14 protein-coding genes are annotated in these 15,898 nt (G+C 55.2%); 1 reads left to right on the top strand and 13 read right to left on the bottom strand.

The window, feature by feature from the left end:
• Positions 1-58: 58 nt before the first annotated feature.
• The 7 genes from ACWKWE_RS23405 to ACWKWE_RS23375 form a co-directional block, all read right to left on the bottom strand.
• Positions 59-1,261, bottom strand: a complete 1,203-nt coding sequence (locus tag ACWKWE_RS23405; RefSeq protein ID WP_483851844.1) for a DUF3322 domain-containing protein — start codon at positions 1,259-1,261, stop codon at positions 59-61.
• The gene (locus ACWKWE_RS23400) at positions 1,258-4,644 is read right to left on the bottom strand and encodes an ATP-binding protein (protein ID WP_483851843.1); all 3,387 of its coding nucleotides are present in this window, start codon (positions 4,642-4,644) and stop codon (positions 1,258-1,260) included. Before ACWKWE_RS23400 ends, ACWKWE_RS23405 begins: the two co-directional genes overlap by 4 nt.
• Positions 4,637-5,392, bottom strand: coding sequence for a DUF4194 domain-containing protein (locus ACWKWE_RS23395; protein ID WP_483851842.1), 756 nt, complete (start codon positions 5,390-5,392; stop codon positions 4,637-4,639). The genes ACWKWE_RS23400 and ACWKWE_RS23395 overlap by 8 nt, the downstream gene beginning before the upstream one ends.
• Complete coding sequence (locus ACWKWE_RS23390) at positions 5,389-6,843, bottom strand: DUF3375 domain-containing protein (protein WP_483851841.1); 1,455 nt, start codon at positions 6,841-6,843, stop codon at positions 5,389-5,391. The genes ACWKWE_RS23395 and ACWKWE_RS23390 overlap by 4 nt, the downstream gene beginning before the upstream one ends.
• 275 nt (positions 6,844-7,118) lie before the next feature.
• Complete coding sequence (locus tag ACWKWE_RS23385) at positions 7,119-7,451, bottom strand: YegP family protein (RefSeq protein WP_483851840.1); 333 nt, start codon at positions 7,449-7,451, stop codon at positions 7,119-7,121.
• 290 nt (positions 7,452-7,741) lie between these two features.
• Positions 7,742-8,302 (bottom strand): DNA-binding protein, encoded by a 561-nt coding sequence (locus tag ACWKWE_RS23380; protein WP_483851839.1) that lies wholly within the window; start codon positions 8,300-8,302, stop codon positions 7,742-7,744.
• A 23-nt stretch (positions 8,303-8,325) separates the two neighbouring features.
• Positions 8,326-9,417 (bottom strand): ATP-binding protein, encoded by a 1,092-nt coding sequence (locus ACWKWE_RS23375; RefSeq protein ID WP_483851838.1) that lies wholly within the window; start codon positions 9,415-9,417, stop codon positions 8,326-8,328.
• Between the two features lie 188 nt (positions 9,418-9,605).
• Here ACWKWE_RS23375 and ACWKWE_RS23370 point away from each other — a divergent pair, with 188 nt between their 5' ends.
• Positions 9,606-10,109 carry a hypothetical protein gene (locus ACWKWE_RS23370; RefSeq protein ID WP_483851837.1) on the top strand — a complete coding sequence of 168 codons (504 nt, stop codon included), beginning with the start codon at positions 9,606-9,608 and terminating at the stop codon, positions 10,107-10,109.
• 112 nt (positions 10,110-10,221) lie between these two features.
• On the opposite strand, the gene ACWKWE_RS23365 is transcribed toward ACWKWE_RS23370, so the two are convergent.
• The 6 genes from ACWKWE_RS23365 to ACWKWE_RS23340 form a co-directional block, all read right to left on the bottom strand.
• Positions 10,222-10,401, bottom strand: a complete 180-nt coding sequence (locus tag ACWKWE_RS23365; RefSeq protein WP_483851836.1) for a type II toxin-antitoxin system PrlF family antitoxin — start codon at positions 10,399-10,401, stop codon at positions 10,222-10,224.
• Positions 10,402-10,826: 425 nt separating this feature from the next.
• Positions 10,827-11,966, bottom strand: coding sequence for a hypothetical protein (locus ACWKWE_RS23360; protein WP_483851835.1), 1,140 nt, complete (start codon positions 11,964-11,966; stop codon positions 10,827-10,829).
• A gap of 351 nt (positions 11,967-12,317) precedes the next feature.
• Positions 12,318-12,551 (bottom strand): hypothetical protein, encoded by a 234-nt coding sequence (locus ACWKWE_RS23355; RefSeq protein ID WP_483851834.1) that lies wholly within the window; start codon positions 12,549-12,551, stop codon positions 12,318-12,320.
• A gap of 91 nt (positions 12,552-12,642) precedes the next feature.
• A complete protein-coding gene (locus ACWKWE_RS23350; protein ID WP_483851833.1) occupies positions 12,643-12,999 on the bottom strand; it encodes a hypothetical protein in 357 nt (118 codons plus the stop codon).
• 98 nt (positions 13,000-13,097) lie between these two features.
• Positions 13,098-14,963, bottom strand: a complete 1,866-nt coding sequence (locus ACWKWE_RS23345; RefSeq protein WP_483851832.1) for a TniQ family protein — start codon at positions 14,961-14,963, stop codon at positions 13,098-13,100.
• Positions 14,960-15,892, bottom strand: a complete 933-nt coding sequence (locus ACWKWE_RS23340) for a TniB family NTP-binding protein (RefSeq protein WP_483851831.1) — start codon at positions 15,890-15,892, stop codon at positions 14,960-14,962. The genes ACWKWE_RS23345 and ACWKWE_RS23340 overlap by 4 nt, the downstream gene beginning before the upstream one ends.
• Positions 15,893-15,898: the final 6 nt, after the last annotated feature.

The raw sequence follows: 15,898 nt of genomic DNA, 5'->3' as shown, positions 1-15,898 counted from the left end.
GATTGGAAACTCCAGCCTAAAAGCGCATTCCATTCAGAAAAGCTTTTTCTGACAAACCTCAAGTCTTCGGAACAATCCTGGAGAACCCGAGCCAGCAAGCCAGGGACTGCTCGACAAAATCCTGAGACAACCTCTCCTGCTCCAGTCGGCCAACTCCAAATCGACTAGAGCGAAGCTCATCAAACAGGGTCTGCTCGGCAGGGGTCAAACCGTACTCCGGTAGCTCAGCTGGTAGCTCTTCGTATACCCCTCGCTCAACGTGGGCGATCAGCGTCTCGCGATCCATCATCACAGCTTCAACATGGTGCTGCTTCAGCCGGGCATCGGATAGGAATTTCAACCCCCACGTATCGAGATCCCCCCAGTAACCTATGCGCTTGCTCTTCAACCAGTCGGCTTGTAACCAGGCGGTGTTTGCACCTCCGCCGAACACCGCAATAGTGTCCGGTAACTCAGAAAGGCCATAACCAGCCTGTAGATTCTCAACCACCAGTACGTTCTGAGCAGGCAACGGATAGGTAATAAGTTGCTCAAAGGACAGTCGCACTAGATCAAGCCCCGCAAAGCGACCTTTCACTTCCGGGCAAAGTGGTTTGACGTAAAGCCAGTTAGATGGCCTGGCTCGACAGTCCAGCCAAGCCTCTAATCCGCCATGAGCCGAAACCTCCTGGTCGTGGATCGCATCCAGCAAAGCGGTGATTAGGCTTTCGTTTAGCTCCACGAACTTGGTGTCCACCTTCTGGAGTGGCAAGGCTCGCAAGTATCGACCCTGACCCATTCCGCACTGGAGTTGTGGCAACAGGCGGATCAGCAAATGGATCTCCACCATAGAGAGCTTCTCAAGCTCTGCAAGCAGCTTGATGAGGGTGTTGAACAGTGCTTTGTCCAACGAAAGCAACGGCTCCATTCGCTCCGCCCACCCCCTGCTCCTTTCAACAGCCTCGGCCCCAAGCGCAGCGATGAGAGCTTGCGTTGATTCGATCTCTAACCTGATCGGGATCTCGCATTCACCTAGTTGCCGAAAACGCTTCGTCACCCATGCCACTTGATGCGGCCAGGGCCATTTCCGCCAGGCCGCGATATAGCCATGGAAATGGTCAAGATCCTCAAGCGCCTGACTACCGGTAGGCGGCTTCAACAGGCAAGGAATGGGAAAAGGTCGCGTGCCCAAGAGTCGTTCCCGCAGCCGGCCTGTGTGATCCCACTCCAGTCGGCGCATTTCCTCAACAACGTCATCGGGAAGTCGTCCCCAATCTCTCACAGAGCTGGCTCCACTTCGATTCCTAGTGAGCTGGCCGACTTTTGTAGCCCTTGCTGTTCATGACGCGCCAGTTGATTATCAATCTCCTCCCACGTGACCTCGCAAAGCCTGCTTTCATGCCTGTCCTGGTCACGCTCTGCGATCAACAGCGAGCGCGCCGATTCACGTGCAAGGTTGAGGTTCTTGTACGGAGTAATCAGATTCACGTGGATCTTCAGTTCTCGGAAGACCTTGAGCACCCGGCGGCTTACCGCTTCGGCGGTGTTGGAGAATGCCTCATCCAGGAATACGGTGCAGTAGAGCGGGCGGTCGCTGCCATCAGGCGTCAGTACGTAAGCCAAGCTGGCAGCTACGATGGTCCCGGCAAACGATTCCTTTTCCCCGCCTGATTTTCCGCTGGAAGACTCCAGCACATCACGTACCTTTTTGCTGCCTTTCTCAACCTCCTCGGCATAGAAGGACAGTTGATAGCGCGAGTCCAACAGTCGCAGACTCTCTAAGTTGCCCGAGGTCGCAGGATTAGTGGCTTTCTCCAGTTTCTCGATCAATTCCTTCAACTCAACAAAACGACCGTCATGATCATCACTTCCGGCTCGCCCCAGCACGCGCATCAACTGGCCATTGAACGCTTTTACGTGTTCGAAGAGTTCTGCCCGGCTTCCAAGACGAAGGTAGGTTCCCTGCTTGAACTCTGTGCGCTCCAGGACATCGTTGATCGTCTCGATTCGGTCTTGGATGTCCTCACGCTCGGCTTGAATCGTTTGGCTGATCCGGGCTAGCGACTGAGTTGCGTTGCGGTTCAAGCGCTCTCGGAAACGCTCCACCAAGTCTGGCAGCCCCTCCTGTACCAAGTGGGTCAGGTGATCGAGATACTCCGCCAGACCATCGACGCCTGCGAGCCAATCATTGGCGATAAGCGGCCATTTCGCCTTGAAATCGGAGACGATCCCGCTCGCCTTAGCGGAAGCCCTAACCTCACGAGTTTGGATTCTCTTTCGCCCGTCTTCCAGTTCTGAGCGATGGCGACCTTCAAGCTCTGCAACCCCATCCAAGTCCTCAAGATGTAGCTGCCTAACACGCAGTAGGAGCAACTCGCGGACTTCATCCGTCAACCCAATCTTAGCCTGCTCGAAAGCTTGGTCCAGCTGTTGGTTCGCCTGAGCTACCTTGCTATCCAGCCCACCAATCCTTTTACTGACTGTACTCTTCTGCTCATGAATCTCTTTAAGCTCAGCTCCAGCCTGCTCCCACCGCGCCTTTGCCACCCCCAGCTCGCTATCAGGCTGCTCAAGCGCCTCTAGATCCGTTTTCAGCGACTGCATCCGATCTTGAGCTGACTGGACATCCACTGTCGCCCAAGTGAACTGAACAATGCGTTCCCACACCCGTGTGTGCTTTTCAAGATCGTCCATGGCCGAGCGCGAATCCGCTGTCAGCTGGGCCAACTTTTTGACCTCTGCCTCCAGTTCAACACGATCCTTTCTTAACGCAGCTAGACGCCCCTTGTTACTGAATCCCAAACACCAGAAACGCGGGTTATCAATGCGCTGCTGGTCCTTCTTCTCAAATCGCCCTTTATCCAGGTGAACCAGGCCTTGGATGGTCATTGAGAAGTCGGTCTGGTCCAATATTTCAGTCGATTCCACACAGTGCAGGTCGAAACGCGAGAGGTGCTTTTTCAGCCAATCACGATAGGGGTGCGGCTTCCAATCCAGCATTTTTAGAAAGCCATCTGGCAGAAACTCAGCAACCTGCGGCTGCTGATTCAGCCGAACAACCTGCACCCTGACATGGAGCCCCGTGTGGCGAGTGTTCAGCCACTTGGTTACCAAGCGATATCGCTCATCAGGCACCAGCAGCGTGGTGCGGAGCCCTCCCAGCGCCCGTTCAATAGCGCCTTGCCAAGGTCGATGCGCCTCCAGGACAGCGACCAACTCGCCAACGAAGACAACCTCCGCTGGATCAAGCGACAAGCTCTCTACCAGTTGGTCGCGAAGCTTCTGATAGGAAGGTTCAATGTTGGAGTCAGGTCGCGACTCCATGTCCTCGATCTCGCCTACCAGTTCCTTGAGCTGCGTTTGCTCACGGGACAGGTTCGCTGCCGACGAGGCGAACTGATCCTGGCGCGCCTGACGTAATGCCGGCATATCCGCCAACTCCGTTTGCGCTGTCACCTGGTTTTGCTTGAACACGTCGAGCGACAGCGTGTCGGGCAAACCAAGGACTCGTGCGTCCATCTGATACCGGCGCGCATCGCGCACGCTGTCATCATGCACCTGCGTCGCCGCTTTCAGGTCTTTCCGCAGTCCCTCCAGTCGCTCACCACCTTGCGACTGGTAGGCATGGAACAGCGCCTGTACCCGTCCCGTCGCTAGCTCCTCCAAAGTGCCAAGGCGGGTCATCTCCTCTGCCAACTGAAACAGTTCCGCCTCATATTGCTTCAGGCGCAGCCCCCACAGTCGAGAACACTGTTCGCCAAAGTAGACCGGCAGGCCGGCTAGCTCAGCTAAGATCCGTCGCATCTCCTCCCTGGCCTGATTCAGCGCTTCGCTGGTCTCTGGCAACTCAATCAGCGCATCCCGTTGGCGCCGAGCATCATCGAGTTCGCCATGGACGCTGACCAAGTCATCGAATTCACTGACCGCAAGCCGGGCATGCTCCTTGACCTGACTGGGCTCCAGGACCAGATCTCGAATCAAGCTGGTGAGGTCATCAATCTTCTTCAAACCCAGCGCCCGGGAGAGCAGGGCGGGAGCGTTACGGTTCTCCATGCGCAGGAGCCGCACATAGGTCTCTTGATACTCGGTAAACGAATCGAATGCCTCGACCAGCGGGTCCTCTTTGAGGTGTTGCTTCAGCACACGGGCATTGCCCTCACCGAAGAGATGCAACAGCTCATCCAAGCGCACATCGCGCTTGCCCACCACAAAAAGACGTTTGAGGTCGTTGAGCGAGTTACTGGCCTGGGTAATCCAGAACAAGGCCGCCAAGGTGACCTTCGAACCATCGTCCCCTTGGTACAGCGCCCGAAGCCCCGTTGCGGTCGCCCCTGAGCGTTTCAGCAGGGTAGCCGTCTCGTTGCCATCATGGGCCTTGCCATAGTTTCCTCGCACATAGGACATCAAGGTGCGATCCGTACGGTCCCCTTGAGCAGCCGCGATGTTGAACGACGCCTTGCTGGAGGGCAGCAGTAGCGCCATCAACCCATCAATGAGTGTCGACTTACCGGCACCGTTGTCACCGGTAATGAGGGTGCCCTCGGGGTCTATCTTCGCGGAATGCAGGCCATGGAAGGAGCCCCAGTTGTATACCGACAGCTCGGCTAGACGGATCTGACCAGTGCTGAACAACTCACTCAGACTTACCTCGCTTGCCTCAAGCATCCTGCACCTCTTCGCCCGTTTTGACGCCCGCATCACCAGCTAGGCGTTCGTACTCTTTCAACAGACGTTCAAGAAAATCGGCATTGACGACATAGCGGATCACCGAGGTGATCTCAAACCGCTCGTCATCCCCACGAACCGCACTGATGAGACGCTTATCTTTCAACAAGGCGAGCGATCCGTTGAGTGTCCTCCGCTCGGAACGGGAGCTGTAGGTCAGCGGCAAAAAGGGTGTCATCAATGCTTCGATCCGCTCGATATCGATGATGATTTTCTGTTCGCCCGCTGTTTCTCGCTCCTGGTAGTACTTGCGCAGCACCAGCAACAGCAGCGTGTCATAGAGGCTGAGCGTGCGTTTGTTGATTAGGCGTGACGCTTCGTCAGCCTCCTCATCCTGCTCTGCCACCTCCTGCTGGAGCAAGATGGCAATGCCGGCCTTCATGTCCAGCAACATGCGCATGAACATGTTGCCCAAGTGCTCTGCAATCAGGCCCTCGTGCCGGCACAACGCTTCGAACGCCAGACGTTTGCTATCGGCCATCACCACACCTTGGCGGAGTAAGAGCACCAGGGCGCGCCGGGCTTCTAGTGGCATGCCGACTTCAGCCCCCCCAACGACGGGCGGCTCAACCGGGGCTTCCTCAAACGTCTCCACCTCGCCGCTGAGAGACGGCGTTTCAGGGCGATTCGTTCGATACTGGTCAAACAGGGCAGGGGCCTGTTGGGAATGCTGCTCTTCCTCATTCATAAGGCGAGTTCCTCCAAATCCGTTGGAAACTGCTCGGCGGACATCAGCAAAGAGGGAATGTTGGCCCGAATCCCATTGCCGGTCCGATCCACTACCACCAGACTTTCTGGGTGTTCCAACACCACAGCGCTGACTGCTTTGGCGATCCGCACATGCGCCACCAGCTCTTCCAACCCTCCGGTAATAGGGCGGTGACTGACGATGCTCGCCACCGTCATCGGACCGTGCTCAGCGAGCAACTGCTTCACATCCTGGGCCACTTCCAGCACCTTGACCGTGTTGAGGTGATCCAGCATACCGAGACTGGCAACGTGACTGTTGGTATTTGCCGCCACATGCCGGGTATCTAGGCGCTCTTCAGGTAGTCGTAGGTGAATACTGGACGGAGAACGCACACGCAGACTGCCCGTGGGGAGATCCACAGCCACCGGCTCGCGCAGGCTCAGCTCCTGTTCCTTGAAATTCACCGCCAGCCGCTCCAGTTGGCGAAGCAGCCGTTCGACCGCACGGCGCTCTTGCTGAACGCCGCTTTCCACAAAAGCTCTCAGGCTCTCCTCGGTCCGGCGCCGGACCTGGAATACCCGCTCACTTTCCTTACCCAACTCGCGCACCAGATGGGATAGGTAACGCAATTCGTCTGACTTCAGATACTGAGATGCGGGACGTGCCAAGATCGAGCGGATTTGCTCACGGAACTCAATGATTCGATTCTGATCACAGAGCAACTGATAGAAGCCGTCGAAGGCTTGCCCGGCATCGGTCTGGAGCAGCTCACCTTCATGCTCTATCAGCGCCTTCACCACCTCACCGCGCCCAGACTCCGATTCGATCATGCGGATACGCATGCGCTGATCGAGTTGACGAATCTCATCTTCCAACCTGCGAAAATCACCAGTGAGCACTGACGTTAACTGATACAGCCCCCGGATACGCTCACGCTGCTCTGGCGCGCCCAGTTCCGGTACTTCACCCATTCGCAAGCGATCAATCTCTAGGTCGAGTTCCTGACGCTGGGCATTTAGCAGAGCGATTCGCTCCTCCGCGTTTGGGCTGAGGGCGACAGCCAGATCTCGGACAGCGTCCTGCACAATACGTAGGTGTGAAGCTGTAGCATTGCTATCTCGCTGATCCAAACCCAGGGCAAAACGTAATGCCAGCTCGAAGGCATCGGTCCGAGTGAGCTTGTCATCCAACTCTCGCAGCCAACCAGCTTGAATCCACTGCCGCAGATAGGTGCCAGCGTTGTCATGTAGGCCATAAACCTCCTGCCAGGCCCGCAGCTCAGCCTCCAACGCCACACGCGCCTTACCAAATAAAACTTCGCTGTCTTGGATAAATAAGTCGTTAATAAAGGCGAGGATGATGGGAGCATTTTCTGCATGCAGCAAACGCCATGCAGCATGCTCGGAGAGCAGTCGCCTGAAGCGTGCTTGCTGTTCATGTAGGCTCATCGCCACCTCCCTGTAGGGTAAGCGCAAGATATAGCGTATACCCACTGATACTCATTGAATGGCTGATCAGATCGATACTGTTCGTGCGAACATATCACTAGGCCATTACTTGCACAGCCAATCTAAGCCTAGAGTCGACGCCAAGCCGTACATGTCGAATCAGTCCTTGGTCAGACGCAAGGGCAAAAATGCTGCTCCCGCATCAGTTGGAAATGCCATTTTCACTAGACAAAACAGCCCCTAGAAGAAGGGGCTGGAAACGGTAACCCTACGGTTTAGGCCAGGTCTACAGTCGGAGCAGTTGGGGCGTAGGCCTTGACCGCTGCAATCCCGCCATCACGAGCCTGGGATGTAGTGTAGGTTTCGCTCGTACCGATCACTTGGCCATTACTGGCGTTCAGCGTGAAATAGTACTGTCCGTTCGTAGACCCATGCTTCTTGTAATAAACGTCGTAGGGAGCATGTGCTTTGACGGACTGAATGCCGTTCTGGCAGTTGGCTTTAGTCGTGTACCCCTCACTGGCGAGAATTTTTTCGCCATTCGGCGCCTTGAGGCGGAAGTAATACTGCCGATTGGAGCCCAAGAAAATCTCAAATTTTGCACTCATTTTCAGTACTCCTTATTTCTCTTTGCGGACGCCTTTGAATGGCGTTTTGTCCGAGGTTTTTATATCCATAAACTGACCAGTTTCCGTATCTCGCTTCACCCAGTGACCCGACGGGGTTTGGGTTTGAGAACGGTCTCGAACAGCGCCATTGCGATGCCCATCACCTGCTGGAGGGTTTGTAGCCATATCGATCACCAATCTGATTAATTGATCCAGTTTAACCAGGTGTCAAAGCAGTCCCCTGGCGTCGTAAGGAAGACTACGCCGCAAAACTGGATATGTAAAGCTGTTTAAGCAGAAGCACCTATGGCATGGTACACATACTCGATGCCACCTGACTCAGCGGCTTCCTCTGCTCTGAGAATGTACCCCTGATCCAGCAGCTTCTTTAATTTGGTACTGGCATTAGGGACCGAAATATCGAGTGTTTCTGCCACCTTCGCGGCAGTGACGGAACGCTTGGAAAGTACGCAATCCAACAGTTCTTTCGCTGACGAGCTGATCTCGGGGCCGATGACCTCAAAATCGTCCCCAACCCAGACGGTCAAAGGCTGGTCTTTCGCGCGGGCTGCATAATTCCAGTTGTCGAGCAGGTCCCGGCTGTTGACATCCATCAGAAAAAAACCACGTTCCCCTTTAAAATGCTTGGCGACAGCCACCACACTCTCTCTCGGAAACGAGGCGTCCGTCGCCTCAATGTCGGCGAGTGAGATACCAAAAATGACGTACTGGGGATGGGCCTCAACAACATCAAGGAGCTTTCGGAAGGCGGCTTTCCCCTGGACATTGCCAAAGGGATGGTCATCGTCGGTGAGATCACCGAGGTTGACGATATAAGTTTTCTGATTCATTTTTTGAGTTTAACCAGAGTCATCTAGCTGTCAATCAAGAATTCGAAACAGATATGGGTTCCGTGGAGAGTCGGAATGCCTACACGATAGTCACTCGTAAGCTTGCCTTGCGAGTAAACCATCGTCAGTTCGAAATTCTGTTGTCGGATAGAAATGGTCGCGTTGTAATCTGCCGCGACCTCGCCACTGCGCTTGAGGCCTAAACCGCGTCCATCATCACTGGAGCTGGAAATCTGCCCCTGCTCAAACACACGCAACACCAACTCAGGACCCGCTTCAGGCTTCGAAAAATCCAGTTGCCGAAAAATACTTGGGTATTTCTGTTCGAGAACCGGCTGAAGACTCCCCACGATACCAATCCCGCTGTCAGAAATTACCGTCTGGATTTTTCCGCCTTTCGGATAGTGTTGAAGCGCGGCAAAGCCTGGGATTAGCGACTGCGCGTGGTCCCGCACATTGCCAAATAACTCAGAAATGACGGTGAATGCGGATTGCGAGTAACGCTCCCCGGCGCAGCTGACGAGACTGTTCTTCAGACGTTTAGGGATAGTCTCGTCCGGTAATCGATGATCAATCGCTGCCAGTTCAACAACACCATCATTGTTGCCATGGTGTACTTGTGCAGCGGACCACTTGGGTCTGTCGGGGAGCACGTTGACTTGATCGTCCAGGTGATCAAAGAAACCGAGACGATTAAAGTAGGTCATTGTTGTCTTGCAGGCGCTGAAATCAATCGCTACCGATTTTTTCAACAGCACCAACTGATTGCACAACGCCAAGATACGCGCAGCTGCATCAATCATGATTTTGCAGCCCTTGGGCACCACAAACTCGACGACCGAGCAGACGAAATCTAACGGCGACCCGGCAACCGCTAGCGTCTCTTCAAAGGATGCACTATCGACCCACGCGTTTTTTAGAGAGATCGTCATCCGCTCTGGATTCACTAAGAACCAGCAGCTCTTGCCGTCCGGCAAAAAAATCGCGGAGTGTCGGTAGAGCAGTGGGTTCACCACTGACTTCTGCGTACCGAGATGACGAGCGATTTCCTTTGCCATCGCACCGGGGTTCGACCTCAGAAATCTTTCAATATCAGCAATCATTAACTGGCTCAATCACCTGCTTCCTTGGCTCTCAACCTTCCTGGCTGAGCTGGACGGCAAACAGGACCGACACAGTTTATGCGCCACCCTATCCCGCCTGCGTACTATAGTGGCCTATCGATACCCTTACAAAAAATTGCTGCGAATAAACCTCGAACTCCACCCGCCAAAATCATTACCAGACACTGTGGAAGCCCGGCATGCCTTCAGACCTATTTGATCTCATCCCACACGCGAATCGCTGGTTTCCATGGACAGACGTCGAGGAGTGTTTCTGGCCAGGTCGAGGCGCTCGTTCTCACGCGATCAATCCGAGCCTGGCCAGCATCAGAAATGCGGCGGGTATTTACTGTGTTGCTTGGGCCCCCACTGGCACGATGCCCACTCCAGAGGAGCCGACGGTGCAATACATCGGGCAAACAAAAAACTTTAAAGCCCGCATGGCTCAATTTGCATCGTCAGCCGGCATATTTTGGGACGACCGTTACGACGGGCATTCGGCTGCTTGGCGCTGGCCGCAAGGAGAGACGGAAAAAATGATGATCGCGTTTTTTCCGTTATCAGAACCTGAGGCGGACCATATGCAGAATGGCCGTTTGTTTTGGTACGAGGCATTAGCCATCAATTCGTACTTCGTTAAGCACGAAAGCCGCTTACCCCCACTCAATGTCGTGAGAAGCCCTGTCGCAATCGAACTGAGTTAGAGTCGGCTGCTGAATGAGCACATAGGTGGGTAACGTGCGCAATCAGGGCTCACATCTGATCGAGGAACGACTGCTCCCAATCGAGGGGTGACCTATGCCCCGCGCCAATCGCTCACTCATCCTCTTCGCGAAGAGGGGCTTCGAGGTCAATCTCAACTCCGCGCACCAGATCTCGTGCTCGCTGGACGATTGCTGGTTCAAGCGGGGTAAGCTGGTCTGGATGTGCTTTGATGTCATCGTCCAAAGCTTTGAGAGAAGCGATGACATGCTTGTGCGACAGTATCAGGGGCATACGACCAATCCTTCGTGGGATAAGAGGCGGCGGGCCTCATCTGGCAGCGTAGAGAGGATAGTGCCTAAAGCGTCTGGAAGCCATGATCCTCCGGCGAGACTCGTATGGTACGGAAATGTAGGTCGATGTGTCTTTCGGATGAAAGATTGGGGAAATGCGACCGCTTCGCGAAGGAAACAAGCGGGAGGTGCAAGATCATCTGCATGCCGATCTGATACCCAAGTGTGTTCTGCGTACTGTTAGGCAGCATGTGCAAATTTTGCACACACTGCTTCACGGAACAGCTCCCCCTCGGCAAAGACGTTGCGGATACCATTGTCCTTAAAACTGGAGTTCGGAAGGTGAGTTCGCCGGACGCTTACGCTGAGGGCCCCTCGATGCAATTGGATCGTTACCCTCCGACAAAACGCTCAGCATCGCAGTAGCTATCGAGGAATCAAAATTTCTTCGTCTAATAGGTCGACCACATCCGGTTTGAGAGGATCAATCCAGTCGGCTTTGGCGTGTCCCCAATGGAGCAGTTCGGTTTGCTCCGCCGATAGCTCGTGCCGCTCGGCGCTGTGTTCCAGCTCATTGAGGTACTCACGAATTGCCTGCGCCCGCCGCCAGTTCTGCGCATCGCCTTCGAGTTTCGCTAGCCGCTGTTTTTCCGCGTCTTGCCGGCGTTTGCGTTCCAACGCGATGTCACGAACTCGCTGGCGCTCGGCGTCTTCAATAGCTTGACGTTCATTGCGGACTAAAAACTCCACTGCTCGGGTGGCCATTAACTCAACCAGTTTATTGAGCTGCAACTCCACTGACCGGCTGTCTGAGTCAAAAATTTTCCCTCCGTAACCTTCACTTACCAGAACTTGCAGCCTACCGGAGGGGGTGAACTGCCATTTCGCCCAATAGCTCCATTCCCCCTTAGCCTGGGCTGCTAGCTCCTTGGCTGTGGGTACATATGCGGAGCGCAGTGACGCTTCAAACAACCGTAAATGCAGGGCATGGCCAAACATCAGAATCTCAACGCGGTGCTGCCCTTGTTGAACGGTATATCCCCGCTTCTCCAAGGCTTTTAGCAGCGTGTCCGCCACTTTCAGTGCGCGACTCTGTAACGCGGGAGAAACTGAAATATTCAGCCCGTTGCCGCGCGTCTGCGGCATTCCGCGCTGATCAATGATCGGTCGCACCAATGCCTCGCGAGCAGCAGCAGCCACCACCGGATGCCACACCTTGATGCGCTCCGGTACCACAATCTGGTTTTCCGGCTGGCGCTCAAAGGTCAGCACGCGCTGAAGTCGGCGGTCGACGACTTCAGTGGCCGGATCCTGAGCAGAGGGAGGTGCGGCAGTGCGATACAAATAACCGGGATGGCCGGTGTATTCGCACAGCTTGGGGCGGGGGGACACGCGCTTACCGGCCTTAACCTTAGCCCAATGACCCCGTGGCGGCGTAGGGATTTGCAGGCGTGAGCAGAGCTTTTTCAGCCCGACGTCAGACAGGCCGTAGCGCGGCGCGACCGCCTGCACCGGTTCGGACCAGACTTCCTCCAGCAGCTTTGCCCGGTCATAGAGTTCCACCATTTAGCTCATCCTCGATTATGCGCACTGCGGTTCGAATCCACTGTTGCGCATCAAAAAGCGCGATGGGAGCAGCGGTCAAGCCCACGGATTGCGCACCAGCATTCACTGCGCCCCGTTTAAATCAGAGGGTGAATATCACACAGCTGTAAACCGACGTATTGGCCAACCTGCGTTGGACCGTTATCAACGTGCAAATTTTGCACATTGCCCTTTAAACAAGGCTTATGACGCAAGGGCTTTGATCAACGGTTTCTCCGCCGTACGCTCATCAGCCCCGTTCGGTGCTATGTGCATTCTGTCGTTATAGCGGGCCAGACAGGCGTTAAAAAATAGCCAAAAAAAGGAGACCGGTTAAGGCTTGCGATAACGCTGAGGTTTCCCGAATTGCGCGGCGATTTCATCGCATTTTTTACGTAGCTCCTCATCCACGCGAGCCCGCGCCTCGTCATCAAGGGAATGATATTGAGCCTGCCAGGCTGCCAGCGCCTTTCGCTTTCTCACTTGATTTTCGGCCTTTAGAGCAATCAATTGATTGAACGCCTGCCGCTTCAACCTTTTATCATCATCCTCAGGCAAGTCGGTCATGGCGATCCCTGTGATAGGAGGAGCGGCTCAAGAATTTGATCACTCAGCAACATAGCTTTATCGCTGCCGTCACGGTCCGAAAGCCCTTCCTCTAATGGATACCCCTAGGGGTAAAGTGGAAACCTTTCACGACCGTCTTGATCAACTGACTCAACGAGGCCCGGCCGCCATTGGGGCTGAAGGTCACGACGATGTAGTAGCTACCAGAGCGGGTATAGATCGCCCAAAAATCGCTCCATTCAGTTATTTGTTGTATGTCGCTGGTCTGGATCAGGTGACCATCCGCAAACCTGCCATTTGGCGTTCGCCGCACATGTCCGTAGCTATTGGCGACGCAGCAGCAGCTCGCAAAATGTGCATTGATCAGGAAGGCAGTAACCGGGCGGCCAAAATCCATTCGTCGAGCCCACGCCAGTCGTTTTTGCGCATATAGACTCGGCTCGACCATTTTGAAACCTCCCGAAGCACCAGCGCTTGCGCCTTTTTTCAGTGTCGTTCAACCAAAGTTTGTTGTGTAACACTCGCGCGTTACACAACAAAATCATGTTACCCAGAGGCCTGTTGGCCCTGCGGTTGGCCGCGTTTATTGAGCTGGGATGCAGTGACCAGATCGTCAATGCGAAGAAGAAGTCCGCGCTTAACGCCTTTAGATCCCACGGGTGCCAGCACGGGACTGATGCCCGCAGGCATCAAGCCTCTGAGCAACCATATAGATTTGGTATCGGTGCGACGCGCGAGGTCTGCTAGCACTGCGAATTCGGACATGAAGCCCAGTAGCGCGGCCAGCGGAATCACCACACGTGATTGGCCTTGGATCTGCTCAATGCGCGCTTGGAGAAAGCCCGCATCAATCCACGACTTGATCGACTCGTGCTTCCACCCCTGCAACCGAGACAGCTCGGTAATACTCAAGACGTGCTCCGGCTGTTTTTCTTCAAGACATGCCTTTATTTCAGTGAGATCGAAACGAAGCCCGCCGATACCGCTCACCCCAGGCAGGACGGCGACGGGTCGGATATCCTGAAGCAGAATCTTCTGCATCACCACGCAGATGCTCGCATCAGGGATACCGCGTTTGATCGAAATGTCCTGAAGCCCAGCCCACAAAGATTTATCGAGAGCGCGCGGCTGAACACCTTCACTAAGCCGTGAGATCAGGGTGTCGACATCCTTCGCCAGGAACTCAGCAGAAACTAGAGGTGGCCGTTGCGACTTGGTTTTTTTGTCCAACGCCCCCGATTGCATTAGCCGCTCAAAAACCACTTTGCTGACCCCCAAGCGGCGGCGAACTTCGGTGGTCGTCACAAACCGAAGGCGGTCCTGGCGCACCTCTTCGGCCACGTCCCGGTGAATCGAGACGAATCGATTCATACCCTTGACCGATAGCTTGCCCCGGATCTCGCCGGTCATCACGGCGCTGCGGACCAGTTGCGCGCCGATGCCGATCAGACGCCCTGCCTCTTCGGACGTCAACCAGCACTTTTCCTTCAGATGTTGAGGATCAATAGTGCTGATCCTGAGATTGAGGTGCCCATCAAAATTACGGGACAAATGTTGGACCAACGCCTCCCTAAGCCAATCATGCGCAGGATCGACGTAGCGTTGATGCAGCGCCCGGTACCATCCGCCGAGTCGCTTGGCCAACCCGGGCCCTTCGGTGCTCGCCAAGCGAGCACTTAATGCCTGATCAAAGCGGCTTGGCCATTGCAGCAGCAAATCAAAACCGGTTTGGCCCCATACGATAACGTCATCTCCCGACGCTCGACCTCGTGAAGGCTTGGGCAAAGGGGCTACACGGCTCTCGTGAGTAAATTGCTGACCGAGCAGACAAAGGAGGTCAACGGTATCACCGGCCGGCACACCAGTGCTCCAGGTTGGAGGTAGCGAGTGCCGACCCACGTGCTCAACGCCAAGCAGGAGCGCAGACAACCCCAGTTCCTGATCACTGGCAGATCGGGTCGGACCTTGAGCGTAGGGGTGCCCACACGCGCAGTGATCAAGCTGACCATCGGCGTCGATGTCGTCACCACAGGCCGCGCATTTGGTCAGGAGCAGGATTCCGTGGCGTGGACATGCCGTCACCAAGACGTGCGCCCAGCCGATGCGCCGATAGGACTGCTCCTCAATACAGCAGGGGCAGACTTTGTCACGCTCAACGCTCTGGTGTTTCAGGCGAAGCATTGGGTTGCGATTGTCTGGAGACCATTGACGAACGGCCAGGTCCTCCGCATCAACCCCCAAAATACCCGCAAGCCGGGTCAGCTCTGTGTCACTGAAGGTTGGCCGGAGCTTCATCCCGAAGCTACTCAGGAATGCCTTTACCCCCGGCGCCAGGTTGCGTTCGCTGACACGCCGTAGAAAACCGTGTAGTGACTCGTCGAGATAGGGCGTGAGATGAACGATCAAGTTCATGCTTGCCCCCTTTTTTGTGCAGCTTTGGGGATGGGCATACGCGCTTCGGTCAACATTCTCGCATACCCCTGGCCCAACAGGCTTTCTACAGGGGGCTGGCCTTCAAAAGGATTGAATTCGAGAAAGCGTGTGTTCACCGCCTCGGCATACGCGCGGGCCATCGTTTTCTCGGTAATCAGGTGACCTTTGGCCAAATGCTCAGCCGCTCGAAACAACTTCATCAACATGCCAATGCGTCCGAGACAAGCACCATAGACCCTTCGGCCATAGTCAAGATCCGAGGCATCCGGTGTAGTCCAGCCGGCATCGGTAAAGGCCTCGGTCAGCGACAGGAGCGCGCGTCGAAACTCCAGCTGCTCACCCTCATGGTTCCAGTTATACGGCCTGAAATCGAACACGGCTTCAGAGCGGTCGCGAAGCTGTTCATTGCGCAGCAGCACCTCATTCGCCAGCGGCGATCCGGTGAGGATAAGGGTCAGGTTCATTTCTTCGGCTAGCACTTTTAGCCAATCCGCCGCTTCGCGCGTTGCGGTCTGGGAACCACGCTCGGCGAAATGCTGCATCTCATCCAGAACGAGGATTTTGGTGCGAGTGATCTTGAGCAATTCGCACGCCATCCGTGTCAGCTCTTCCGAGCTAGAGCGGTTATAACGCGGCGACTTAAGACCCTCTAGCACCGCGATAGGCAAAGACCTGCGGGTCGGGTTAACGGGCGCGACTACCCGCAGTATTGGGATATGCCGAATCCCGTCGATCATCGTTGGCGGGTTATCCGCCAATACCGTCTTGATCAATTCGGACTTGCCAACGCGCGTTGGGCCGAAGATAGGCAAGATCAAGGGTTCGCCGCTCAGACCGCGCTTGACCGTGGATTCCAATCGATTCAAACCCTGCTTGAACGTCGCATGCTCAATCAATTCGTATTTCATGAGCGA

The organism is Pseudomonas salicis, from assembly GCF_057128705.1.
Note: the sequence above shows the minus strand (reverse complement) of the source record. Positions and strands in the feature narration are given on the sequence as shown.